21 protein-coding genes and 1 tRNA gene are annotated in these 23,530 nt (G+C 71.3%); 9 read left to right on the forward strand and 13 right to left on the reverse strand.

What is annotated here, in order from left to right:
- The first annotated feature begins 237 nt into the window (after positions 1 to 237).
- Positions 238 to 312: transfer RNA gene (locus OG904_RS21330), tRNA-Val, on the forward strand.
- A 120-nt stretch (positions 313 to 432) separates the two neighbouring features.
- On the opposite strand, the gene OG904_RS21335 is transcribed toward OG904_RS21330, so the two are convergent.
- Positions 433 to 948 (reverse strand): nuclease-related domain-containing protein, encoded by a 516-nt coding sequence (locus OG904_RS21335; protein WP_405498163.1) that lies wholly within the window; start codon positions 946 to 948, stop codon positions 433 to 435.
- Between the two features lie 702 nt (positions 949 to 1,650).
- Between OG904_RS21335 and OG904_RS21340 the strand changes: the two genes are divergently transcribed.
- Complete coding sequence (locus OG904_RS21340) at positions 1,651 to 2,655, forward strand: hypothetical protein (protein ID WP_405493289.1); 1,005 nt, start codon at positions 1,651 to 1,653, stop codon at positions 2,653 to 2,655.
- Positions 2,639 to 3,142 (forward strand): hypothetical protein, encoded by a 504-nt coding sequence (locus OG904_RS21345; protein WP_405493291.1) that lies wholly within the window; start codon positions 2,639 to 2,641, stop codon positions 3,140 to 3,142. The genes OG904_RS21340 and OG904_RS21345 overlap by 17 nt, the downstream gene beginning before the upstream one ends.
- A 247-nt stretch (positions 3,143 to 3,389) precedes the next feature.
- Here OG904_RS21345 and OG904_RS21350 read toward each other — a convergent pair whose 3' ends face one another.
- Positions 3,390 to 3,914, reverse strand: coding sequence for a hypothetical protein (locus OG904_RS21350; RefSeq protein ID WP_405493293.1), 525 nt, complete (start codon positions 3,912 to 3,914; stop codon positions 3,390 to 3,392).
- 590 nt (positions 3,915 to 4,504) lie between these two features.
- Here OG904_RS21350 and OG904_RS21355 point away from each other — a divergent pair.
- Positions 4,505 to 4,816, forward strand: a complete 312-nt coding sequence (locus tag OG904_RS21355; protein ID WP_405493295.1) for a DUF6092 family protein — start codon at positions 4,505 to 4,507, stop codon at positions 4,814 to 4,816.
- Positions 4,813 to 5,916, forward strand: coding sequence for an SgcJ/EcaC family oxidoreductase (locus OG904_RS21360; RefSeq protein ID WP_405493297.1), 1,104 nt, complete (start codon positions 4,813 to 4,815; stop codon positions 5,914 to 5,916). The genes OG904_RS21355 and OG904_RS21360 overlap by 4 nt, the downstream gene beginning before the upstream one ends.
- 93 nt (positions 5,917 to 6,009) lie before the next feature.
- Here the strand turns inward: OG904_RS21360 and OG904_RS21365 are convergent, their stop codons facing one another.
- Complete coding sequence (locus OG904_RS21365) at positions 6,010 to 6,522, reverse strand: PadR family transcriptional regulator (RefSeq protein ID WP_405493299.1); 513 nt, start codon at positions 6,520 to 6,522, stop codon at positions 6,010 to 6,012.
- A gap of 96 nt (positions 6,523 to 6,618) precedes the next feature.
- Here OG904_RS21365 and OG904_RS21370 point away from each other — a divergent pair, with 96 nt between their 5' ends.
- Positions 6,619 to 7,170: a hypothetical protein gene (locus OG904_RS21370; protein ID WP_405493301.1), complete on the forward strand. Its 552-nt coding sequence runs from the start codon at positions 6,619 to 6,621 to the stop codon at positions 7,168 to 7,170.
- Here OG904_RS21370 and OG904_RS21375 read toward each other — a convergent pair.
- The 3 genes from OG904_RS21375 to OG904_RS21385 form a co-directional block, all read right to left on the reverse strand.
- On the reverse strand, positions 7,167 to 7,658 hold the full coding sequence (locus tag OG904_RS21375) for a hypothetical protein (RefSeq protein WP_405493303.1): 492 nt from the start codon (positions 7,656 to 7,658) through the stop codon (positions 7,167 to 7,169). The two genes, OG904_RS21370 and OG904_RS21375, sit on opposite strands and share 4 nt — an antisense overlap.
- Positions 7,655 to 8,101, reverse strand: coding sequence for an RNA polymerase sigma factor (locus OG904_RS21380; protein WP_405493305.1), 447 nt, complete (start codon positions 8,099 to 8,101; stop codon positions 7,655 to 7,657). Before OG904_RS21380 ends, OG904_RS21375 begins: the two co-directional genes overlap by 4 nt.
- Before the next feature lie 104 nt (positions 8,102 to 8,205).
- Complete coding sequence (locus OG904_RS21385; protein ID WP_405493307.1) at positions 8,206 to 9,288, reverse strand: alpha/beta fold hydrolase; 1,083 nt, start codon at positions 9,286 to 9,288, stop codon at positions 8,206 to 8,208.
- Positions 9,289 to 9,565: 277 nt separating this feature from the next.
- Between OG904_RS21385 and OG904_RS21390 the strand changes: the two genes are divergently transcribed.
- Positions 9,566 to 9,790 (forward strand): DUF2277 domain-containing protein, encoded by a 225-nt coding sequence (locus OG904_RS21390; RefSeq protein ID WP_405493309.1) that lies wholly within the window; start codon positions 9,566 to 9,568, stop codon positions 9,788 to 9,790.
- Positions 9,791 to 11,013: 1,223 nt separating this feature from the next.
- Here the strand turns inward: OG904_RS21390 and OG904_RS21395 are convergent.
- From OG904_RS21395 to OG904_RS21415, 5 genes are all read right to left on the reverse strand, one after another.
- On the reverse strand, positions 11,014 to 11,916 hold the full coding sequence (locus OG904_RS21395) for a universal stress protein (RefSeq protein WP_405493311.1): 903 nt from the start codon (positions 11,914 to 11,916) through the stop codon (positions 11,014 to 11,016).
- A gap of 138 nt (positions 11,917 to 12,054) precedes the next feature.
- A complete protein-coding gene (locus OG904_RS21400) occupies positions 12,055 to 12,561 on the reverse strand; it encodes a hypothetical protein (RefSeq protein ID WP_405493313.1) in 507 nt (168 codons plus the stop codon).
- Positions 12,562 to 13,452: 891 nt separating this feature from the next.
- Positions 13,453 to 14,076: a DedA family protein gene (locus OG904_RS21405; protein ID WP_405493315.1), complete on the reverse strand. Its 624-nt coding sequence runs from the start codon at positions 14,074 to 14,076 to the stop codon at positions 13,453 to 13,455.
- Between the two features lie 179 nt (positions 14,077 to 14,255).
- Positions 14,256 to 15,941: an alkaline phosphatase D family protein gene (locus OG904_RS21410; RefSeq protein WP_405493317.1), complete on the reverse strand. Its 1,686-nt coding sequence runs from the start codon at positions 15,939 to 15,941 to the stop codon at positions 14,256 to 14,258.
- Positions 15,942 to 16,134: 193 nt separating this feature from the next.
- Positions 16,135 to 16,815, reverse strand: coding sequence for an HNH endonuclease family protein (locus OG904_RS21415; RefSeq protein ID WP_405493319.1), 681 nt, complete (start codon positions 16,813 to 16,815; stop codon positions 16,135 to 16,137).
- Positions 16,816 to 17,368: 553 nt separating this feature from the next.
- Between OG904_RS21415 and OG904_RS21420 the strand changes: the two genes are divergently transcribed.
- Complete coding sequence (locus OG904_RS21420; protein ID WP_405493321.1) at positions 17,369 to 17,821, forward strand: VOC family protein; 453 nt, start codon at positions 17,369 to 17,371, stop codon at positions 17,819 to 17,821.
- A gap of 1,585 nt (positions 17,822 to 19,406) precedes the next feature.
- On the opposite strand, the gene OG904_RS21425 is transcribed toward OG904_RS21420, so the two are convergent.
- Together OG904_RS21425 and OG904_RS21430 are read right to left on the reverse strand one after the other, a co-directional pair.
- Complete coding sequence (locus OG904_RS21425; protein ID WP_405493323.1) at positions 19,407 to 20,087, reverse strand: HAD-IA family hydrolase; 681 nt, start codon at positions 20,085 to 20,087, stop codon at positions 19,407 to 19,409.
- A gap of 133 nt (positions 20,088 to 20,220) precedes the next feature.
- Positions 20,221 to 21,057, reverse strand: coding sequence for a peptidoglycan-binding protein (locus tag OG904_RS21430; protein WP_405493325.1), 837 nt, complete (start codon positions 21,055 to 21,057; stop codon positions 20,221 to 20,223).
- A 410-nt stretch (positions 21,058 to 21,467) separates the two neighbouring features.
- On the opposite strand from OG904_RS21430, the gene OG904_RS21435 reads away from it, so the two are divergent.
- Positions 21,468 to 23,522 (forward strand): DHA2 family efflux MFS transporter permease subunit, encoded by a 2,055-nt coding sequence (locus OG904_RS21435; protein ID WP_405493327.1) that lies wholly within the window; start codon positions 21,468 to 21,470, stop codon positions 23,520 to 23,522.
- Positions 23,523 to 23,530: the final 8 nt, after the last annotated feature.

The following is a 23,530-nucleotide window of genomic DNA, read 5'->3' on the forward strand; positions in this document are numbered from 1 at the left end:
CTCTCCCGTACCGCGCCCGAAATACCCCTGCCCCTACCCCGGTCCATTCTCCCCCACGGGAACGGGTTTGCGTGGGGGGTGTGCGCTCCATGTAGGCTGTCGTCCTGCCTTCGGGCAGCGGGCAGGGCATGTCCGGGCACAGGTCGCAGACCGGTACCGAAGCCCCACGGTGAGAGCCGCGGGGGCGCAGTCACGTAGGCTGTCCACTTCACTGTGGGGCCGGGGCCAAGAGCCCACGGGTGCGTAGCTCAGGGGTAGAGCGCTGCTCTTACAAAGCAGATGTCGGCGGTTCGAAACCGTCCGCGCCCACCAGCTAAGAGACCCCTCGCCGATCATGGCGGGGGGTCTTTTGCATCCAGATCTGACATCAATGGGAGCGGACTGGGAGCGTCGCTCGCCCCTTGCGCGCGCGTTCGGCTTCCGCCCGACTCTTCACCGCATAAGGGTGGGCCTTGCCGCCATCGACCTTCGCCATGTCGTCCCCCACCCAGACCCGCTTCTGGGGGTGCCGCTTGGGTTGATCGTGAAAACCCCGCCGGGCCCAATCAGCAAGTGATCGATGTCCACTTGGCGCGGCAACGGAATCGAGTGCAGCACACGCCACCCCTGGCGTTCCAGTCGCTCAAGTTCCTGCCCCACCCGGCGTTCGCCGACCAGCCCCGTACGCCAGGAGTCTTCATCCGTCTGACGTCGAAGCGCCCACGCAATCACGCGCTCCCACAGCCCAGGACCTGACGTGGCGAGGCGGTGCCGCAGCTCCTCACCGGGCCGATTCTTCGCGAGGTCGTTCTCTGGCGTGAGTAGAGGCGACCGAAGACGGATGCCATCACCGGGCAACGCGGTCGGAACCGGAGAGGGAGCCGGAGGAGCAGGTCGGCCCAACACAGTGCGAGCAGCATCCTGGTACTCGGTACGTAAGACCCTGATCTCGCCAGTCTTGCGGTCCATCCAGGCGACCACCGTCCCGTCAGGCAGGTTCACATAGAGACGATCATGTCCGTACCGCTGCCACGCGGTCACCTTCAACTCGTCCACTAGCCCCCCAGTCCCCACAGCAATGTCAGGGTCATGGGAGCAGCGGACCAGCCAGGCCACAAGGGCGCCCCTGCGGTAAGAGTTTCCCTACTTCATCAAGGGCGCTTCCGCCGCCAAGGCGGCGTCGCGCGCCCGTCGCCCCGGGCCTGCGCTCCTGTCTGCGCCCCGCTCCAGCCCGGGGCGCCGGCCGCGCGCCAATGGCTCAGGACTTGATGGGCTGGACGAGCCCGGCCTGATCGGTGAGCCGTCCGTCAGAACAGATGCCTCCGGCGGGGGCGCTCTGACTCTGGGATGCGGGGGCCAGTCGTGCGCCTGCGGCTCCGTTGTGGTTCGGGGTGGGGGCTGTCATCCCGTCTGCCGTCGTCCCAGGGCAAGCCGTAGCAGACCAGCCGCCAGGGGCCCAGGTCGTTCGTCCAGCGGGGCGCTCCACCTGGGCCCCTGACGACTGCCCTGCTACCACTACGTGTGGGACGACGGCAGACGGGATGACAGCGGGACCGATCATGCTGCGGACCTGCGACTGGCAATCCCCATGGGGCCACTTACTGAACAGCCAAAACCGCCAGCGGCTCTCTACGCTATGGAATGATCGGCTTCTCACTGGGGAGGTGGCGGGTGGCGAAGCACACGCTCGCGAGTTACGCGATCAGGATCAAAAGGCGTGGCCGCGGGGAGTACCTCAAGGTCGATAACTTCGATGGAGGTGGATCGGACCTCCTCAAAGAATTTTACGGGTTCTTTCTGAGCTTGACAGAGCGACCGTACGAGATCGCGGAGAAAGAGCGCTCGCTGGAGGCGCGCGATATCTCCCAGAGTAATCGATCGCTAAGAGTTAAACTCGCTCAGGGATACTACGGAGCTCAGTCGCGCATACGTGACAGATCCACTGGGCAGGTCGTATTCCAGAAGGAAGAAGATCATGTAGATCTTACTGATTTGCGAAACTACATCATCCTTCCCGCTGACTGTACGTTCGGGCTGCTTTTTACTGAGAGATTTCAAGGGAATGGTGTAATCGCAACGCTATCCGAAGCGTTCAAGCGGGCTTTTGCTGCCAAGCATAACGGCTACACTCTTGAGATTAACAGCATGACCTCAGAGGCAGCTTTTGGTGCCTATCTGGCTGACGGTGAGATAAAGAAAATCCGCCTCGTGCGTCAGGCAATTCCTCACGATGTTGCCGACGCTTTGGAGATTGGTGCCGGAGAGCGCGATTTTGGGACGATGGAGATAATGCTCCGGCCTCCGCGAACCGGCTCGTTCCACAAGCGGAAAATTCAGTCCATAATCAGCGGAGAAACTGATGTATCAAGCCTCCTGGAATGGCGAGACGTCACATTCAAAGAGATGAAGGTGACGGTCAAGATTGCCGGCTCCATGAGGACGTTGTCAGTGGCGTCTGGTACAACTCCAGCAATGCTCTACGACCTTGATTCCGAGATGCAGCGGGACCAAGTCACGACGCTCACAGACGTCTATGCGTACATGAAGGCTGAGGAGCTGTCCGAGGACCTGGGACGGAACATGGGACTCGGCGTCGATCGCATGCGTCGTGACTTCCAGATGCCTGCATCGTGGGATCACTACAGATTGGAGGCTCCCGTTGATCAGAATGATTGACCTCATTCCGATCATGAAGGATCACTTCAATACTTTCCGCAGCCATGCAACCGGAAAAATCCTCTGGGGTGAACTGGGCTTCTTCTGCGCCGCCCCAACCGCCCTAGGGGTGGTGGGGGCCGGATTGGGCTGGAAACTCGGAGGTGTCGATAATATTCTGGCCGCATTTGCGATCCTTGCCGGCCTCCTTTTTAACCTATTGGTGCTCCTTTTTGATGTCACTGGAAAAGCGGCCCAGGGGGTGGGGGGAGCGACGGATCAAAATGAGCGTTTCAAGCTCGCAAAAGAAGTTCAAGCGAACGTGACTTATTCGCTCCTGGTCGCGTTGACGACGGCAGCAATTCTAGGTGTGGCGTCTGGAATGGATGTCGAGAAAGTAAATCGTTGGGTGACGAGCGTGCTCCTAATCCTGTTCACCCATTTCACGCTTTGCCTTCTCATGATTCTCAGGCGCATAAGGTCAGTGTATTTGAACACCTTCAGCTAATGAGGGTCGCTAGTCTGGATTTCGGTCGCGGGTGGGGCGGGGAGTCGCGTGTTCGATTCCCTGCCTGGTCGGTGTTTCCTGATGGGATATCAAAAAGCGGGCCGAGTGGTAAATGTGACTGGCGTAAATGCAAGCCGAATGGAATTCGCCTTAGGTGCTCGAATGGTGGCCAAGTCGGCAACTGATACCAGCTCGGCCGCAGGCTGGGGCAGGTGTACGTCAATCGCGGCTGATCTGAGTGTCGCTGCTAGGCCGCGCGAGGTGTGGCCGGCGGGTGGAGGCGCTCATGCTGGTGCCAGATGAGGTAGCGGTCCTCGCGCCGCAACTCGGCGGAGCCCCACTCGATCCGCATCACGCCCCGCTCCATCGAACAGGCGTAGGCCACGATGATCAGCCGGAGGTCGGGTGGCAGGAGAGCCACATCCGGATGGACATGTCCTTCGTCTAGCTCGTCCAGACCGAGGTCGAATGCTTGCTGCATTGGTTGTGGGCCGTGGCGGCGGATCAGGTCGGCCCGGAAGCCAGCAGCCTTCCGTAGCCGTGCGTCAGTGACCGGCACGTCCTTCTTCGCATAGCGGATCGGATAAACCGCATGGTTGCCGATGAGCATCACGGTGCGGCCCTGGAGCCGACGTGAAGTTGCGCCTTCGATCGGTGTCAGGCCGGCTGCGAGTGCCTCGTACTGCGCTGCGTGGAGCCCATGACCGTAGGCTTCGAGGGTCTGGGTGTGCACCCCCTCGTGACCATGACGGGCCCTGTCGTGGGCTTCCATGAGGCAGGCTGGGACGGTCTCGGTCAGCTGGCTGGCTACGGCCCCGAACGTCTGCGTGGCCCAAGGTGTCGCTGAAGTCACTATGTGTCGCCCTCCCCCTGCGTGGTCAAAACGCCGAGCTGCACGTTCCCCAAGGTGTGGGCAGGAGGCCTGGCGCGCAAGAGAGCACAGGAGCACAGACCCGCGCATGGGCCCTGTGTCTGACATCCGTGGATGACATCAACGAGGGCGGACAGCCCTAGCTCAGGACGGTCCCACGCGGGTGCGGGGCTGGGGACAAGCCAAAGCGGGACCGGGGGCTGGGCGAGCTTACAAAGCAGATGTCGGCGGTTCGAAACCGTCCGCGCCCACCAGTACGAAGGCCCCTCGGCGATCTTGCCGAGGGGTCTTCGACGTCGGTTCCCGACGGCAGTTGCCCCTTTGGGGCCCGTCTTCGGGGCCCGTCGCCGCAGTATCCGTCCCGTCGGCCGGGCGGCAGGGGCGCTGAGCGGCCGGAGATGCCGGGTCGGCGCCCCGGTGAAATGCTGGTGGCTATGTCCTGCAGGCCTGCACCATCCGCGCCGCGTCCGGAGACCCGCGCGGCCGCGCACGTGCTCTCCGAGGACGATGCGGTCGAACTCCTGGCCTATCTCGTCGCAGCAGCCAGGATCCAGATGGGCGAGGCCGCGGAGAACGCGCCGAAGCGTCTGCTCACCGCGGCGGGCCGGCTCGCCGGAATGATCGCCCCCCAGGCGGCCGACGAACTACTGCCCCTGCTCACGGAGATTCAGCGGCAAGCCGGAGACACGGCCGTCCAGGCCGGAGACCCGGATGCCTACGCCGCCCAGGTGGATGACCTGTGCCGGACGGTGGCCGAGCATCTCGTGACCCGTCTGGGGCTGGCCGAAAACGAGACGGTATGAACGACACGCGGGAGAGCGCCGAAGGCCACCCCGTCATCCGGGCGATCCGCACCCGCCGTGTGGTCCGCTCGCTGACCACGGCCCCCATCGACCAGGGAGACCTGGAGGCCGTGGTCGACAGCGCCCGCTACGCGCCACGCGCCGGAAACCGCCGTATCCACCGGTACGTTGTCGTCACCCGACCCGAGATGCTCCGCGCGCTGCGGATGATCTCGCCCGGGATGCTCCAGGTCCCCACGGCCGCGGTCGTGGTGTGCGTCGACTGGGATCGGGCCGGGACGTTCGGCTTCACCCAGGCGGACCCCGGTCCGTACGTCGATGTGGGAACGGCCACCGCGACCATGCTCCTCGCGGCGCACGCCCTGGGGTTGGGTGCCGGGCCGGTCACCTCGTTCAGCGCGACGGCGGCCGCCACCCTGCTCGGCCTCCCCGGGTCCGTCCGGCCCGAGCTCATCATCTGCCTCGGCCACCCCGCCGCCCGGCGGACACCGGCCTTGCGCCGCCGGCCCGGGAACGAGTGGGCGGACGTCGTGCATTGGGATCGCGGGGCACGGTCCGCGGGGTCCGGATCACCGCACGGACGCGACACCACGCGGCAGCGTGAGAGGGACGAACAGCGGATCTGGAGCCAGATCCGCAAGATCACCCCCGCCCCCGCCCCCGCCACCGTCGCCGCGCCCGCCCCCGCCTCCGCCCCCGTCCCCGGGCTCGAGGAGCACGGCGCGGAGGCCTTCGTGGATGTGTACGCCGACGACGCCGAGCTGACCAACGTGGTCGGGAAGACCTTTCAAGGCCGCGAAGCCATCGTCGGACACCTGCGCAGGCTCTTCGCGGATCCCCGGTTCCTGGCCGGGACGCCGGTGGGATCCCCCCGGTCACAGCTCCGATGGGTGACCGATGACGTCGTGATCGTCAAGACCTACACCGAGCGCGAGGGGCAGCAGACCTTGGCGGGATCACCGCTCCCCCTGCGCAAGACGTATGCACTCCGGGTGTTCCGTCGCGAGAACGAAGCGTGGCTCCTCGTATCCGACTTCTACATGGACGTACGGGGAGAATCGACCCTCTCCTACGAGGAAGACACCTCGCAACCCTCCTGAGCGCGGCCCGAGTTCCGGCTGGTTGTGCAGAGGGGACCGTTCGCGGTCGGGGGTCTTCCGCATCCCCGTACCCGGATTCCCGTCAGGCGGTTGTCATTTGATCTGGCCGGCTGCCCACTCGGCCCATTCGCGGCGCATGGCGTTGAAGCGCAGGCCGTACTCCAGGGCGATCTTGCCGTGGACCGAGAGGGGGTCGTCGCCCCAGTCGATGGAGTCGTTCAGCCGGCGCAGGTTCTCGTACTCGTGCTCGGACAGTTCCACCAGCTCGGTGAGGTAGCCGCGCGCCTCCTCGGGGGTGAGTACGCCGAGGAAGAAGACTCGCAGCAGGATGTCGCTGCGGGTGTTGCGCTGCGGCTTGGTCGCGGTCAGCCAGTGGCGCAGTTCGGCGAGGCCCTCGGTGGTGAGGGTGTACTCCTTGCGGCCGCGCGGGCCTTCCGCCGAGACGCTGATCATTCCGGCGTCGGCGAGCTTGGACAGCTCCCCGTACATCTGGCTCTGGGTGGCGGGCCAGACGGTGGCCAGTGAGGTTTCGAAGCGCTTGAGCAGGTCGTACCCGCTGGCCGGGCGCTCTGAGAGGAGACCGAGGAGGGCGTGTCGAAGGCTCATGCCGACATCTTACCTTCCACTCTTGACAGGTCGATAGTGGAGCTTCTACTTTTGACATGTCAGGGTAGGAATGTTGGTCGATCGGGGAGTCTTCGAATGTCGTACGTACGCACCTTCCTTCCGTGGATCGTCTTCGCGGTGCTTCCGTCCAGCCAGTGGCAGTGGGCCGCGCTCGCAGGTCTCCTGGTGGCGGTGGCGGTGACCGTCCAGCAGCGGCTGGCCGGGGCCGGCTTCGACGCGCTGATCATCGAGATCGGCTCGGCGGTCTTCTTCGCGGTGCTGACGGCCATCGCCTTCGCCGACCCGGACTCGCCCGTGCACGACTACTCGGCGGCCCTCTCCTCGGCCACCCTGGCCCTCATCGCCGGGGTCTCGCTGCTCGTGCGCAAGCCCTTCACGCTGGGCATCGCCAAGCGCACCACTCCCCGCGAGGTGTGGGGCCTGAAGCCGTTCATCCGGATCAACTTCGTCATCACCGCCGTGTGGACCGCGGCCTTCGCGGTCACGGCCTGCGTGCTCGCCGCCCTCGCCCACGCAGGCAACGGCCACTCGACGCCCGCCACCCTCGTCCAGGCCGCCGGGTTCGTCATCCCGATGGTGTTCACCGTCCGCTACGTCGCCGCCGCGCGGGCCCGAGCCGCTCGCTAGTGCTGTGGCCGGGAAGGCCTATCAGGGGTCAGCTGGTCGGTGAGGCGCTTGAGTGCCTTGGCGCCCAGCGGATCCATGAGCGGGTGCAGGGCACGGTCGATCAGGCGGAGCCCGGGGATGCGCAGGGCGCCGAAGAAGGCGAAGCGGGTACCGTCCCCCTCCGGTACGGCGGCCATGCCGCCGAGTACGAACCGGCTCTGCATGAGGCACCAGCCCGGCCGCAGCACGATGTCGAAGCGTGCCCGCATGCCCAGGGGGCTGCGGGCCCGCGCTTCGAGCCGGTCCCCGGCGGCCGAGGTCACCGTGAAGGCGCTGATGTCGGTGATCAGCCGGGGCATCTGGTTCTCCAAGTCGGAGGCGAGGCTCCAGACTTGCTCAAAAGGTGCGTCGAGCAGGTGCTCCGCGAAGCCCGCCCCCGGAGTGGTGCGGGCGATCACCCGCAGCCTGCGGACGGAGTCGATTTCGGCGACCGGCCAGGACTCGTTCAACGTTCCCACGCCTTCCGGAAGTTGCGGCGGGCCCGGAAGAGCCGGGTCCGCACGGTGGGTTCGGGTACGCCGAGGAGCGCGCTGACGGCATGCTCGTCCAGCCCCTCCAGGTCGCGCAGGACCAGCACGGCTCGGTGCGCGGGGGTGAGCCGTTCCAGTACGTCGCGCACGTCGGTGGCGAGCTGCGGGTCGTCCCGCGCGGGGACTTCGCCGAGCGGGTCCGGTACGGTCCGGGCCCCCGCGCGGGCGATCCGGACCGCCTCCCGTACGGCGATCACCCGCGCCCAGCCGAACAGTGCCGCGGGCTCCCGCAGTCGGCCGATGGAGCGGAAGATCACGATCAGCGCCTCCTGTGTCGCGTCCGGTCCGTCCTGGAGCGCGATCGGGCCGCACAGCCGCCCGATGTAGGGGGTGAGGAGGTCCAGGAGCTCCTGGGTCGCCATCCGGTCACCGCGCTGGGCGGCGCGTACGAGTACGGGCAGGTCGGGTGAGGGTGAGGGGGAGCGGGGAGTCGCGGGCGTGGGATTGGGTGTGGTTCGGGGTGCCGTCACCGTTGGCCGAGCCGGGTGAGGAAGGGGGTGAGCGTCTCCAGGTCCGGGGTGAGCCGGTTCGGCCAGTACCACTGGGTGACGGAGGGGACCGGTCCGGCCAGTGCGCGGGCCAGGTTCGCGTCCGGGGTGCAGGCCGGGTTGATGCTGAGGTCGGGGACCAGCGGGTGGGTCACGTGGAGCCGTTCCAGGAGTTCCGCGTTGGGCACCCCGGCGGGCGGGCGCAGCGGGTCCGGGAGGTGTGCGGCGAGCGTCGGGGGCTGCTCGGGGGCGGTGGCCGCGTACGCGCCCGCGAGCTGCTGGAGGATCGCGAAGCTCTCCGTACGCCCCATGGTGACCGACTGGTCGAAGACCTCGCCTCCCGCGATCCGGGCGCGCAAGGCGTCCGCCTGGTCGGCGGTGAGCCGGTAGGTGGCGCTCTCCCCGGCGAACGCGTCGTGCACGCCGCCGTCGAGCAGCACCAGACCGGAGAGGTCGCGGTGACCGGGGTGGCCGCCGAAGTCCCGGCCCGCGTACGCGAGTGCGGTGGTCGCGCCCCAGGAGTGCCCTCCCAGGACCACCTGGCCGCGCCCGCCGTCCCGCGCGGCGAGTACGACCTCGCGCAGATCGGCCAGTTCGAGGGCCGGGCCCCAGTCGGCGACGTACGGCACGGTCCGTGCGGTCTGCTTCCGGTAGTGCCCGCCGAGGTAGTGGTCGGCGGCGCGGTCCGGCGAGCGGCGGAAACCGTCGAGATCGGCGAGGTTCTGCTCCCGGCGGTCGACGGCCCACGCCTGGGTGTCGGGCAGCCCGGCGGCCGGCTCGCGGGCGAGACTGCCCGCCGCCGCGAACTGCCCCGGCGTCAGGACCAGTACCTGCCGGGCCCGGGCGGAACCGGCCTTCGGCACGTGCACGTGGTCCAGGGTCGCCGGGCCGGGGCCGGGGCCGTGGGCGCCGGGGAGGGGTGTGTAGGTGCCGGTTGCGGGGGGCGTGCCGGGGGTCGGGGTCCCGGCGCCGTGGTTCTCGGCTCCGGTCCCGCTGTGGTGCCCGGCGGGGGCGGCGGTCGCGGTGGCGGGCGCCGTCGCGGCGAGGAGGGGGCCGGTCACGACCGCGCAGGCCGGGCGGGTGGCCCGGGTGAGCCGGGTGGCCCGGATCCCCTGGGCGGCCCGGGTGGCCCGAGGGGCCCGGGTGGCCCGGGTGGCCCGGGTGGCCCGAGTGGCCCGAGTGGCCCGAGGGGCTTGGCTGGTCCGGATGACCGGTCGTGCCCAAGGGATTGTCATTGCTTCCTCCTTGACGGCGTCTCGAGTAGGAAGAGGCCGCGGACCGCCCGTTCATTCCATGTGACCTGTGTCACAAGGGGCGGGGGAGCGGGATAGTGGGGGTATGTGCCGATCCATTAAGACGTTGCGTCCGCCCGCGATCCCGGAGAAGGCGACCGAGGAGGAGATCCGGGCGGCCGCCTTGCAGTACGTACGGAAGGTGTCCGGGTTCAGGGCGCCGGCCGCGCACAACCAGGAGGTCTTCGCGGCCGCCGTCGACGCGGTCGCGGAGGCGACCCGGGACCTCCTGGAGGGACTCCAGGTCAGGGGGGCGGCCGTGGCGGGGTAGGGGGTGGCCTGTCGGCCTGTCGGCCTGTCGGCCTGTCGGCCTGTCGGCCTGGTGATCTGTCGGCCTGGTGATCTGGTGGCCGGGCGGCCGGATGGAGCCGCTAGGCGGGTGGACGGCGTGGCCCGGAGGCCCGGAGGCCCGGAGGGCGGGTGGTCGGGCGGCCCGGAGGCTTGGTGGGCGGGTGGCCGTGCGGCCCAGCAGCTCGGTGGGCGGGTGTGCGGGCGGCCCAGCGCTCGGTGGCGGGGCGGGCGGGTGTCTGGAGGGGCTGGTGGGCGGGTGGCTGAGTGGCTGAGTGGCCCGCTGGGTCGGTGGCGGACTGGCGGTGTGGCCCAGCGGCTCGGTGGCTGCCTGGCCGGGCGCCCGGATGGGTTGCTGGGCGGGTGGCTCAGCGTCTCACCGGCCCGGTGGCGGTAGGGCGTGGCGACCCGGTGAGCCCGACTGGACCGGTGGTCGACCAGCAGACTGGCGCAGGGGCGCAGGGGCCCGGAGGCCGACTGACGGGTTGGCTCGGCGACCCGGTGGGCTTGAGAGGCCCGGTGGTCGACTAGTGGCGCAGCGGCCCAGTGGCCCGGTGGTCGACTGGCCGTGTGGCCCGGTGGCCGTGTAGCGGGGTGGGTGGCCGTCAGGGTGGGCGGGTGGCTCGGCGGTCCGGTGGCCGCCTGACGGGTTGGCTTGGCGGCCCGGTGGGCCTGATCGGCCCAGTGGCCGGATAGCCGCCCAGCGGCCTGGTGGCCCGGTGGCCCGATGGCCCAGTGGTCGGCTGGCCGTGTGGCCGGTGGCCGTGCAGCCGGGTGGGCGGCCGTCGGGGTGGCTCAGCGGTCCGGTGGCCGACTGGCAGGGTGGCCTGGAGACCCGGTGGGCCTGAGCGGTCCGGTGGTCAGCCAGCCGACCAGTGCTGTGACCGGGAAGGTTCACCGGGTCGCGACGCCCGGCACGGCACCTCTCTCCCAGCTATCGCTGGGGGCCCCCTGCGTTGTCGGACCGCGGAGGTACGTCCAGTACGAGCCGTGGCCCTCCGCCTTGCGATGGACCGTACCGGACGCCGCGAGCCGGCGAACCATCCCGGCCACAGCACTAGCCGTGTGGGTCGGCGGTCCGGTGGCCGGGTGGCCCGGTCGGCTCGGTGGGCCGACTGGTCGTGTGCCGGTGTGGTCCGGTGGCCGACTGGCGACTGGCCGGCTGGGGCAGGTGGCTGGTTGGGCTGGTGGGTGGGGGGCCGGTGGTCAGGCGGCTGCTGGGACGGCGTCTTCTTCCAGGGGGACCACCGCGACGGGGCAGCCGGTGTGGAGCAGTACCGCGTTGGTGACCGAGCCCAGGCGCGGGGAGAGCGGGCGTTGGCGGTGGCGGCCTATGACGATCAGGTCCGCGGCCTGGGAGGCCGCGACCAGGTGGCCGGCCGCGTTGCCCGGTGCCGACACCCGCTCCACCGCCACCTCCGGGAACCGCTCGGCGTACGGGCGCAGGTGCGCCGCCGCCAGGGCGGCGACCTCGTGGGCGGAGGCCGTCTGCTCGTGGGCGGCCGTGCCGATCGCGCCCGCGACGGTGAAGGTGCGGGCGGGCCAGGCGTGCGCGACGACGACCTCGAGACGGGCCCCGCGCCGGGCCGCCTCGCGGAAGGCGAACCAGGTGGTGCTGTCGTCGGGGGCCGCGCTGTTCAGGCCGAGTACGACCTTCCCGTACGGGTCGTGCAGGGGCGGGTCGGCGCGCGGGACGACCACCACGGGGCAGGCGGCGCGGCCGGCGCAGGCGATGCCGTTCGAGCCGAGGAGGAGGCTGGCGAAGCCGCCGCGGCCGCGTGAGCCGAGGACCATCAGCTGGGCCCCCTCACCGAGGGCGGGCAGCACTGTGTCGGGGGCGCCGGGGTGGGAGGCGTACTCGATCGGCGGGAGCCCGGCCCGGCCGTCGAGGGCCTCGCGGACCCGGATGAGTACGGGGTCGTCGTCCGGGCCCGGTTCCTCGAAGGCGCCGGACAGGGCCGAGCCGATGGAGTTCATGTAGAGGCGGGCGTGCGCGATGCGCAACGGGGCTCCGGCCATCAGGGCCTGGGAGATGGCCCATTCCAGGGCCCGGTTGCCGTTCGCGGACCCGTCGACGGCGGCGATCACGGGGCGCGGGCTCTCGTCCATGGCGGGCTCCTTGTGGGGGCAGCGGTGCGTGGACTCAGCCTTGCGGGGGCGGGCTCCGGGCGGGAGTGGGGAAAGTCCCGAGTGCGGCGGGACCATCGGCCACTCCCGTGGCGCCCGGAGGGGGGAGGCCCGTTGGTGTCAGGAGGCGTGGCCCGTGCGGCGGCGCAGGAACCACGCGCCGGCGCCGAGCGCGCTCGCGACGAGGGCGCCGCCGATGGCGATCTGGCCCGGGCTCATCGAGCCGACGCTGCCGCCGAGCCCGCCCCGGGCGGCGCCGGTGGTGACGGTCAGCGGGACGGTGACCTGCTCGCCGGAGCTGGCGCACTTGAAGGTGACGGAATACGAGCCCGGGTTGTTCCCAACGGTCGCGCCACCGGCGGAGTTGGTGGCCCGGGCGTTGCTCCGCTCCAGCCACACGCTGCCGAAGGCGCCGGAGGTGGCCTCGACGGCCCCTGTTACGCAGCCGGTGACGTTGAGGTTGACCCGGCCTCCGGGGGCGACGCTGTTCGGGGTGACGCTGCCGGAGGAACCGGCGTGGGCGAGGGTCGCGGGAACGGCGGCGGCGATGACGACGGCCGTGCCGGCGACGGCCAGGACGCGGTGGAGGGGGCGGTACCGGCGGTGGCGGTGCGTGGTGGCGGGCATGGAGAGGACTCCTCGGGCTCCGGGAACGGCGCGGCGCGGATTCGAGTGCGCGCCGTGCTCTGGACGCTAGGAGCCCGGCGCGGCTCCGGCGATCGCTGCCGGGTGAACGGGTGAGCCACTGCTCCGCCCGGGGGAGGCCCGGGCCCAGGAGAAGGCCCGAGCGCCGCGCTGCGAGCGCCGCGCCGGGGACGAGCGGGCTGGCGGGGGCCGCGACCCCGGATCGCCGCACCGGAGGGGGACGGGGAGGAAGCGCGAGCGGGGAGCGTGGAGCGGGGAGGGGGCGAGTCGGGAGGGGAAACGCGGAGCGGGGAGGAGGGGCCCGGGAGGGAGTCCGGGGCGGGGAGGAGGCTGCGAGGGGGAGCAGGTGGGACGGGCAGCGCGTGGGGTGCTGCTCGGGAGCTCCGGGTGGAGGGGCGGGGTCTGGAGAAGGCGGCCACCGGGTGGGGTCGTGAGTGGGGTGCCGCCCGAGAGGTCCGGGAGGAGGGGGCCCGGATTTGGGAGGTGGAGCGGAGGCTGCGAGGGGAAGCCGGCATGAAGGGCCGGGGTCTGGGGAGGGGGCCACCGGGTGGGGTCGTGAGTGGGGTGCCGCCCGAGAGGTCCGGGAAGAGGGGGCCCGGAGTCGGGAGGTGGAGCGGAGGCTGCGAGGGGAAGCAGGCAGGAAGGGCCGGGTGTGGGGTGCTGCTGCGGAGCTCCGGGTGGAGGGGGCCGGGGTCTGGGGAGGGGGCCAACGGGCGAGGTCCTAAGTGGGGCGCCGCCGGAGAGGCCCGGGAGGAAGGGCCGGGGGGAAGGGCGCGGGAGGACGGGCGCGGAGGAGGAGGCGCGGAGTTGGGGCGCGGAGGAGGAGGCGCGGAGTTGGGGCCCGGAGTTGGGGCGAGGGGGGCTGGGGCGGGGTTAGGTGGCCGGGGTTGGGGTGGGGCGGCGGACCACGAAGGCTGCCAGGGCTCCGGCGGCGAAGAGGGCGATCACCGAGACGGCGGTGCCGAGCCAGGTGGCGCCGAGCCATTGGGTGCCGAAGTAGCCGAGGGCGATGCTGTACCCGGCCCAGGCGATGGCGGCCAGGACCGACCAGGGCAGGAACTCCTTGACCTCGCGCTGGGTCTTGCCCGCGCCGAGGGAGACCACCGAGCGGCCGGCCGGGGCGAAGCGGGCGACCACCACGAGGGCGCCGCCGCCGCGCGCGAGGGCGGTACCCAGGCGTTCGTGGGCGCGGGTGAGCCGGCGCGAGCGGGCGATGGCCCGGTCGAGACGGGCACCGCCGCGCCGGGCCAGCCGGTACGCGGCCATGTCACCCAGCACCGAGGCGGTGACGGCCGTCACCAGCAGCGCCAGGATGTCCGGCACCTGCGCCTGCACGGGCACCGGTCCCGCCGCTCCGGCGGCCGCCGCGGCCGCTGCCGCGGTGATCACCAGCACCCCGCTCGGCAGTACCGGCAGGAAGACGTCGAGCAGGATGGACAGCGCCACGAGGGCGTAGATCCATGGGCTCGAAGTCAGCGAGCCCAGAGTCTCAAGCAAAGCGGGACTCCCCAGTCCGGTTGACGTGCCTCGGCGTGAAGCGCCGCGACGTCGCGGGGAGCGGCAGGGGCGGCTGACAGCCAAACAGAGTACGCCGGGTGTCCACGGACCGGACGCCCGGGGGGCGGTCGGACGCGGGGCGTGTTCCCGGTCCGCGGCCCCGGACCCGCTTCAGCTCTTCACCCGCGTCCGGAACCGGGCCGCCCGTCGCCCTGGAGCGGAGGCGTGAGGTCCCGGTCCAGGACCGTCACCAGACGCGGACCCTTGCGGGCCTGGTCCAGGCGGAGCCGCGCGGAGCGGCCCGACAGTGCGAGCGTCATGAGCTGGTTGCCGAACCACGGGCCGCCCGTACGCCGCCAGCTGAGCGGGGGCCGGCCCGTCCGGCCGTGCCGCGAGAAGCCGCGGCCCAGCCACCGCCCCAACCGGGACCAGCCCAGCCTGAAGCCCCACTTCACGGCGGTGTGGATGGAGTTGTGCACGGGCGAGCACGTCAGCTGGAACACCCGGGCCGTACTGGGTATTCGGGGCTCGGCCACATACGCGTGGTGCACGTCCCCCGACAGTACGCACACCGTCGCCGGAGCCCGCGGGCCCGTCCCCACCTCCTCCACGAGGTCGCTGAGTGCCGCGAACGAGGCCGGGAACGCCGCCCAGTGCTCCAGGTCGCTGCGCCGCCGCAGGTCCTCCCCGATCCTGGCCCACCTCGGGCCCCGCTCCCCGCGGCACAGCGCGGCATTCCACACCTCCGCGTCGTGGACGAGCGGCGGCATCAGCCAGGGGAGTGAGGACCCGATGAGGAGGTGGTCGTAACTCCCGTGCCCGGCGAGGGCGTTGTCGCGGAGCCACTGCTGTTCCGCCGGGTCGAGCATGGCCCGCCCGGCCTCGTCGAGCACGCGGGCCGCCCGGGTGTCGACCATCAGCAGCCGGGACCGGCCGAAGTCGCGGCGGTAGCTCCAGCGCACCGTGGCCGGGTCGGCGTCCGCCGAGGCCGCGAAGGCCCGTAGCGCGTCGGTGCCGTCGGGGGTTTCGCGGACCGCCCCGTACAGCGCGTCGGCCGCCAGCTCGGCGGGGGAGAGGTTCCCCAGGTGCTGGTACACCCAGTACGACATCAGCCCGCTGAGCACCCGCTCCTGCCACCAGGGCGTGGCACGCATCTGTGCCAGCCAGGCGGCGCTGGTGTTCCAGTCGTCGATGACGTCGTGGTCGTCGAATATGTGCAGGCTCGGGACGGTGGAGAGCAGCCAGCGGATCTCCGGATCGAGCCAGGACTCGTAGTAGAGCCGGGTGTACTCCTCGAAGTCCGCGACCTGGGCGCCGGGGGCCTCGCGCAGGTCCCGCCGGGCCGCCAGCCACTGGCGGGTGGAACGGGAAAGCTGGTCCGCGTACACCTGGTCGCCCAGGAGCAGCAGGACGTCGGGCCGCACCGCCTCCGGGTCGGCGGCCAGCTGGGCGGCGAGGGTGTCGAGCGCATCGGGACCGTGCGGTCCGCGCCGTCCGGCCGGCGGGGCGGCCTGGCGGCAGGAGCCGAAGGTGAGGCGCAGGGCGGGGGCGCCCGCCGGGCCGGGCCTCCCCGTGGGCGGGGTGGTGATGCTGCTCGGCGGGAAAGAACTGCCCGGCAGTGGCCAGACGCGGAGGCCGTCGAGGAACACCTCGTACGCCGTGGTGGAGTCCGGGGTGAGGCCGGTGACGGGGATCAGGGCGTAGTGGTGGCCGGCGATCTGGAAGGTGCGGACGCTGCCGCCGGAGCCGTCGGCGCAGCGCACCTCGGCGGTGCACGGGCGGTCCGCCTCGATCCATATCGTGGCGGAGTCTCCGGTGTCCCAGTCGACGTGGCGCAGCAGCGGTCCCAGGCGCATTGCGGCCATGCGACTCCCCCTCCTTCGTCCTGCGTTGGCTTGCGGCCACCGTACGACGGGGACAGGGTGCTCCACCTCCCCCTGGCGGGGGAAAGATCCTTGGCCAGGGGTGGGGTGGGGTGGGGTGTGCGGTGGGGTGTGGTGGGCGGTGGGGTGCGGTGGGTGGGGTGTGGTGGGCGTGGTGGGGCGGAGCGTGTGGGTGTCAGCAGGCGTTGAGGATGTTGACCAGGGCGGTCTTCTCCGTCGAGTCCATGCTCAGGGCCCAGTACTGCTTGACCTCGACCCACATGCGCGCGTACGTGCAGCGGTAGGCCGTGCGCGACGGCAGCCACTGGCCGGGGTCGCGGTCGCCCTTGGACTGGTTGACGTTGTCGGTGACCGCGATGAGCTGGGGGCGGGTGAGGTCGTTGGCGAACTGCTGGCGCTTGGCGGTGGTCCAGGAGTTCGCGCCGGAGCGCCAGGCCTCGGCGAGCGGGACGAGGTGGTCTATGTCCAGGTCGGAGGCGGCGGTCCAGGTGGCGCCGTCGTACTCGGAGTACCAACTGCCGCTGACGGCCGCGCAGGCGGAGTCCTGGACCACCCCGGAGCCGTCGCGCTTGAGGACGGTCTCGCGGGTGTTGCAGGTTCCGGAGACGGTGATCCAGTGGGGGAAGAGGTCGCGGCTGTAACCGCTGGTGGAGCCTTCGGTCTTCGGTGTGACGGTGGCCAGGTAGGAGCGGGCGGCCGCGGCGCTGATGGGGGTGGGAGGGGCGGCCGAGGCGGCGGGGGCGGCGAGGAGGGTGGTGAGGGAGGCGGCTGCGAGGGCGGAGGCGAGCATGCCGAGTCGACGCGCGTAGATGGAGGGTGTGGGCGTGGGCGTGGGAGTGGGGAGTGTGGAGGGCATGAGGGGCTCCTGGGTGGGGGTGGGGGTGGGGGTGGGGATGGGCGTGCGGCGGGGTGGTCGGTGGGGTGCGTTGTGCGGCGTGCCGTGGGGCGTGCTTCGGGGTGAGCCGTGGGGTGTGCCGTGGGGCGTGCCGTGGGGTGTGCTGTGGGTGTGGCCATGCTGGCCGCGCCGGGTTTCCCGGGGATGGGCGCGAGATGACAGTTTGGAGGCATGGGCATGTCATGGCGAGGTTGGTGACACGCCTATGGGCAAAGGGAGTTGAGGCTCCGGGCTGGTTGGGTGGGAACCGGGTGCAATGTCCCGTGGCGGTGGTGTCGACGGCGCGATCAGCTGCGGGGGTGGCGGTGTTGGCGAAGCCGCTGCTCGAGGTGGCGGGCGGATCGTCTGCGGCGGGCGGGGCCGGCCCGGGCTGGCGGCGGGTCGGCTGAGGCTGGCTGCCGAGGCTGGGTGGGAGGCCACCGCGGTGGGGTGGTGCCGCCGGTTCCGGGTGAAGGGTGGGACCGGTGAGCGCCGATTCGGAGGCGGCGGGCTCTCGGCCTGAGAGGCTCCCGGTATGGAGACGACGATGCAAGTGACCATCGACTGCGCCGATCCGCGGACGATGGTGGTGTTCTGGGCCGAAGCACTCGGGTACGTACCCGAGCCGGCGCCGGACGGGCACGTGACCTGGCGCGCGTACTGGGCGGACATGGGGGTGCCCGAGGAGGAGCTGCCCGAGGGGGTCGGGGAGCTCCCGGAATCGATCGTCGATCCGGCGGGGCGGGGGCCGCGGGTGTGGTTCCAGCAGGTTCCGGAGCCGAAGACCGTCAAGAACCGGGTGCACCTGGATCTGAAGGTCAGCGGCGGGCGCGGGGTTCCGATGGAGCTCCGGACGCGGCGGGTCGACGAGAAGGTGGAGCGGCTCGTTGCGGTGGGCGCGAGGGTGGTCCGGGTGCTGGACGAGTTGGAGACGCATTACGGCGTCGTCCTGGAGGATCCCGAGGGGAACGAGTTTTGTGTTGCGTGAGTGCGTGGGCGTCGGCGCGTTGGCGCGTGAGCGGGGGAGCCAGGCGGGGCCGGTGGGCCGGTGGGCCGGTGGGCCGGTGAGGTTGGTGAGGTTGGTGAGGCCGGCGGATGAGCGTGCCGGTCGGGCCGGGGCGGGCTGGCTGCGAGTGCTGGCCGGGCACTTGGGCCGCCGGTCCGTCGGGCGGACGCCCGGCTGGTCGGCGCAGGTCTGAGTCGTAGGGCCGTGCCCGATCCGTGGGCCGTACTCGAGCCGGTTGCCCGGCGGGTGGGCCCCGGTCGGACGGGTGGGGCCTTGGCTGGCCGGGCCGGTCCGCTGTGCCCGGTCGGACGGGTGGGTCGGTGTCTGGTTGGGTCGGCCCCGTGCGCCCGGGCGGGCCAGTCGGACCAAGTCGGAGCGGGTGGACCGGGTGGATCGGGCGGGCCCGTCGGATCGGGCGGATCTGCCGGGCGGGTTGGTCCGGGTGGTCCGGGTGGTCCGGGTGGTCCGGTTGGGCCGGGTGGATCGGGCGGGTCGGTCGGACCAGTCGGATCTGCCGGGTGGGTTGGCCCGGTCGGACCGGGTGGTCCGGGTGGCCCGGTCGGTCCGGGTGGACGGGTCGGTCCGGGTGGACCGGTGGGTCCGGTGGGTCCGGTGGGTCCGGTGGGGTCGGTGGGGTCGGGACCGTCGGGCTGGGCTGGGGTTCCCGGGATTCGCGCCGCTTTGCCGGACAACGTCCGGCGGTGGCCTGGCGGGGTACTGCCCCTGGCGTCCCCGCGCGGAGGCCGGTGGGCGGGTGCGGGTGGTTGGCCCTGCGGGGCGGAGTCCCCTACCCGCCCTTCCACCGTTCCCCGGGCTCCGCCCGGACCCTCCCCAGCCACCGCTGAGGTGCCCGCTGTCCCGGGCTGCGCCCGAGGCTTCTGGGGCTCCGCCCCAGACCCCGCTCCTCAAACGCCGGAGGGGCTGGATTTGGTCGGCGTCAGCTCGTACGCGGATGGCGGCCCTACGGGCCGATGCGGTAAACGCCGGAGGGTCTGGCTTTGGCCGGTGTCAGCTCGTACGCGAACGGTGGCCCTGCTCCGCATGTGATTGAGGCGCGGGGGTCCGGGGGCGGAGCATCTGGCCACGGCGCCGCACTCGACAGCCGGTCCGGGGCCTGGTTCCGCCATGCCCGTCAGAGGGGAGGGGCATGGCGGTGCCGGGTACGGCGGGTGGGCCCACGTCGGGTCCGGCTGACGGGTCCGTGCCGGGTCGGACCCGTGGGCCTGCGCCAGGTCGGATCGGTGGGTCCGTGCCGGGTCGGATTGGTTGGCCTGTGTCAGGTCGGACCGGTAGGCCTGTGCCGGGTCGGACGGGTGGGTCCGTGCCGGGTCCGGTCCGGTGGGCCCGGTGGGGCCTGGTCCAGGTCGGACGGGTGGGCCCGTGCCGCGTCCGGCCGGTATAGGCCCGGTGGGCCTCTGTGCCGGGGTGGATCGGTGGGGCCGTGCTGCCGGTTGGTGGGTTCGTGGCCGGGCCCGGTGGTGGGGAGTGGCCCCGAGCCGGGAGTGGGTCCGGGGCCGGGGGGGGGGCAGGGGCGGGCGGTGTGGTTCGGAGGGCCGGTCGGCTGGTGTCAGGCGGTGTCGAGCGTGAGGGTGATGGCGCCCTCGGGGGTGGTGGTGACGGCGACGGACGTCAGGTCGTGGACGTGGGCGGTGGGGCCGTGGGCGGCGGCGCGGGGGCCGATGCCGATGACGCGCATGCCCGCCGCGAGGCCTGCGGCGATGCCGGCGGCCGAGTCCTCGAAGACGATGCAGTCGGCCGGGTCCATGCCGAGAGCGGCGGCGCCCTTGAGGAAGCCCTCGGGGTGGGGCTTGCTGGCCCGCACGGACTCGGCGGTGACCCGGACCTCGGGCATCGGCAGGGCGGCGGCCCCCATCCGGGCCGTGGCCAGGGCCGCGTCGGCGGAGGTGACCAGGGCGTGCGGGAGGTCGCCGATGGCGGCCATGAACTCCGCGGCGCCGCCGACCGGGACCACGCCGTCGGTGTCGGCGGTCTCGCGGGCGAGCATCACCGCGTTCTCGGCGAGGTTCTCCTCCATCGGGCGGTCCGGGAGGAGGATCGCCATCGTGGCGTAGCCCTGGCGGCCGTGGACCACCTTGAGGGCTTCCCGTGGGTCCAGGCCGTGGGCGACGGCCCAGTCGTTCCAGCAGCGCTCGACCACCGCGTCGGAGTTGACGATGGTGCCGTCCATGTCCAGGAGCAGGGCCTTGGCGGTCAGGACGGCGGTGGTGGTGGGGCTGCCGGTGGGCATCGGAGGGGCTCCAGACGGGGCGGGAAAAGAGAACAAGTGGTTCCGTCCACCGGTCAGGGAGTGAGGACGGAACCACTTTGTTCCTGAACCATACAAAACGCGGAGGGGTGCGCGCCACCGGATCCCGTGTGTTCTATCCCTCCAAGGCGCGGCGGGTCGCCGGACCGTAGACGCCCCACGGGTCCTCGTCGATGCCGTTGTACGCCTGGAACGTCGATACCGCCGACTCCGTGCGGTTGCCGTACCGGCCGTCGAACTTCCCCCGGTAGATGCCCTGGGCGGACAGCAGGCGCTGCAGCTTCTCCACCTCCGCGCCCGAGTCCCCGTACCGCAGGGTCGGCCCCTGGACGGGGGGCTTGGGAGAGACGGAGGTCCGGCTCGGGGTGGGGGACGGGGTGGCCGAGGGCGTCACCGAGCGGCTCGGGGTGGGGGAGGGGGAGGGCGTGGGGGAGGCGGAGCGGGAGGGGCTGGCGGAGCGGGAGGGTGAGGGGGTCGGCTTGGCGCTCACGGCCGACCGCGACGGGTCCACCTGGGTCAGGCTGATGAGGGGGGAGGACGGCTTCGCGTCCAGGAGGGCCGGTCCGGGCTCGTCGGAGCCCGAGAAGACCATCAGCGCCAGGGCCGCCACACCGATGACCGCGACGGAGGCCGCGGCTATCGGCAGGAACGGTATGCGGCGTCGCGGGGGCGTGGCCTCGTAGTGGTGGTGGTAGTAGTCGTGGTGGTCGTGGGCCTCGTCGTGGTCGTGGGCCTGGTACCCGCCGTGGGCCTGGTGCCCGCCGTGGGACGGGTCCCCGCCGTGGGCCTGGACCCCGTCGTGTGCCGCGTGGCCGCCGTGAGCCTGCTGCCCCTCGTGCGGCGCATGGCCCGCCTGTGTGCCGTACGTGCCCTGCGTGCCCTGCGTGCCCTGCGTGCCCTGTGTCCCGGGCGCCCCCTGCGGCTCGTAGGCCGGGACCGGCCGTAGCTGCATCGTTTCTTCGGGTGGGGGCACCACGGGTGTCCCGTACGGCGGAGTGGGGGCCTCCGAGGCCGGCGGTGCCTGCGGCGGTGCTTGCGGCGGTGCCTGCGGCGGGATGGTCTGCGCCGCGCGGCCCGGGTGTGGCGGCGGTGGCGGGAGGGGTGGCGGCGGGGCGGTGTCCTGACCGGGGTCGGGCAGGGCGACGTACGGGCGCACGCGCAGGGGCTGGAACCCCGGTACGCATCCGCAACGGTTGCCCGCGGCGCCACATTCTGGACAGTGCTCGGCGTTCACTCGGATCCCTCCCCTGGCCACTGCCAGCGATTATGCAGACCCCCGGTAACCCGCCCAACCCGCCCGACAGGCCATAACCGGACACACCGCTCAGGATGGAGTAGTCGATCAGGCCTGAGGAGGAGCCGATGGTTCAGGACGTGACCACGGAGCCCGACCCGCGCAAAGCCGGCCCCAGTGCCGAACACGCTTCCCGCGAGGTGCTCGTCTCCATCGGCGCGCTGCTGCTGGGGCTGCTCATCGCCGCGCTCGACCAGACGATCGTGTCGACGGCCCTGCCGACGATCGTCAGCGATCTCGGTGGGATGGCCCACCTGTCATGGGTGGTCACCGCCTACATGCTCGCTTCGACGGCCGCCACGCCGCTGTGGGGCAAGCTCGGGGACCAGTACGGTCGCAAGAAGCTCTTCCAGTACGCCATCGTGCTCTTCCTGATCGGGTCCGCCCTCTGCGGCCTCGCACAGGACATGCCGCAGCTCATCGGCTTCCGCGCGCTGCAGGGGCTGGGCGGCGGCGGGCTGATGGTGCTGTCGATGGCGATCGTCGGCGACATCGTCCCGCCGCGCGAACGCGGCAAGTACCAGGGTCTCTTCGGCGCCGTGTTCGGAGCGACCAGCGTGCTGGGCCCGCTGCTGGGCGGACTCTTCGTGGACCACCTGTCGTGGCGCTGGGTCTTCTACATCAACCTCCCCATCGGTCTCGTCGCCCTCGTCGTCATCGCCGCGAGCCTGCACATCCCGGTGCGTTCCGAGAAGCACACCATCGACTACCTCGGCACCTTCCTCATCGCCTCCGTGGCGACCTGCCTGGTGCTCGTCGCCTCCCTCGGCGGCACCTGGGGCTGGAGCTCCCCCGTGATCATCGGGCTGGCGGTCCTGGGCGTCGTGCTGCTGATCGCCTTCGTCCTCATCGAGCGGCGGGCCGCGGAGCCCGTGCTCCCGCTCAAGCTGTTCCGGATCCGGACCTTCACCCTCTGCTCGCTGATCAGCTTCGTCGTGGGCTTCGCGATGTTCGGCGCGATGGTCTACCTGCCGACCTTCCTGCAGGTGGTCCAGGGCGTCTCGCCGACGATGTCGGGCGTCCACATGCTGCCGATGGTGCTGGGCATGCTGATCACCTCCACCGGCTCCGGCCAGATCGTCAGCCGTACCGGGCGCTGGAAGGTCTTCCCGATCGTCGGCACGGCCGTGACCGCCGTCGGGCTGCTGCTCCTGCACCAGCTGCACCGCACCAGCTCCACCTGGGAGATGAGCGCCTACTTCTTCGTCTTCGGCGCCGGCCTCGGACTGGTCATGCAGGTGCTCGTGCTCGTCGTGCAGAACTCGGTCAGCTACGCCGACCTCGGTGTCGCCACCTCCGGTGCCACCTTCTTCCGTTCCATCGGCGCCTCCTTCGGCGTCGCCATCTTCGGCACGATCTTCACCAACCGGCTCGACGACAAACTGGCCGCCGCATTGGCGAAGGTCCCGCTCCCGCCCGGGGTGGACGCGAGCAGGCTGGAGGCCGACCCGCGCGCCATCGGGGCCCTGCCCCCCGCGCTGCGCCCGCGCGTGCTCGACGCGTACTCCACCTCCATCACCGACGTCTTCCTCTACGCCGTGCCCGTGGTGCTGGTGGCCTTCGTCGTGGCCTGGTTCCTCAAGGAGGACAAGCTGCGCGGCTCGGTGACGGCGCCCGACGTCTCGGAGACCCTCGCCTCCAACCCCGTCCAGCGCTCGTCCCGCGAGGAGGTCGCCCGCGCGCTGACCGCGCTCGGCACCCTCCAGGGCCGCAAGCACGTCTACGAGAAGATCACCGCGAAGGCCGGCTACGACCTGCTGCCCGCCGCCAGCTGGATGCTGCTGCGGATCAACAAGTACGGCTCCGTGGATCCGGCGGTCATCGCCGAGCGGACCATGGTGCCGCTGAAGGCCGTCACGGAGGCGGCCAGCCAGATCGAGGGGCGCGGACTGGCCGTCCGCGACGGCCTGCCGCTGGTCCTGACGGAGAAGGGCCGCGAGAGCGCGCTGAAGCTGTCCGCCGCGCGGGAGGAGTCGCTCGCCGAACTGCTCGGCGACTGGTGGGGCCCGGACCGGCCGACCGACCTGTCCGACCTGGTCGCCGAGATCAACTCGGAGCTGTGCGGATCCGTCGCCGAGGAGCCCTACGAGGCCTTGCCGCGCCGGGACCACTCCGCCACCTGACCCGCCCG

This window comes from Streptomyces sp. NBC_00096 (assembly GCF_045041305.1).
In the GTDB taxonomy this organism is placed as follows: domain Bacteria; phylum Actinomycetota; class Actinomycetes; order Streptomycetales; family Streptomycetaceae; genus Streptomyces.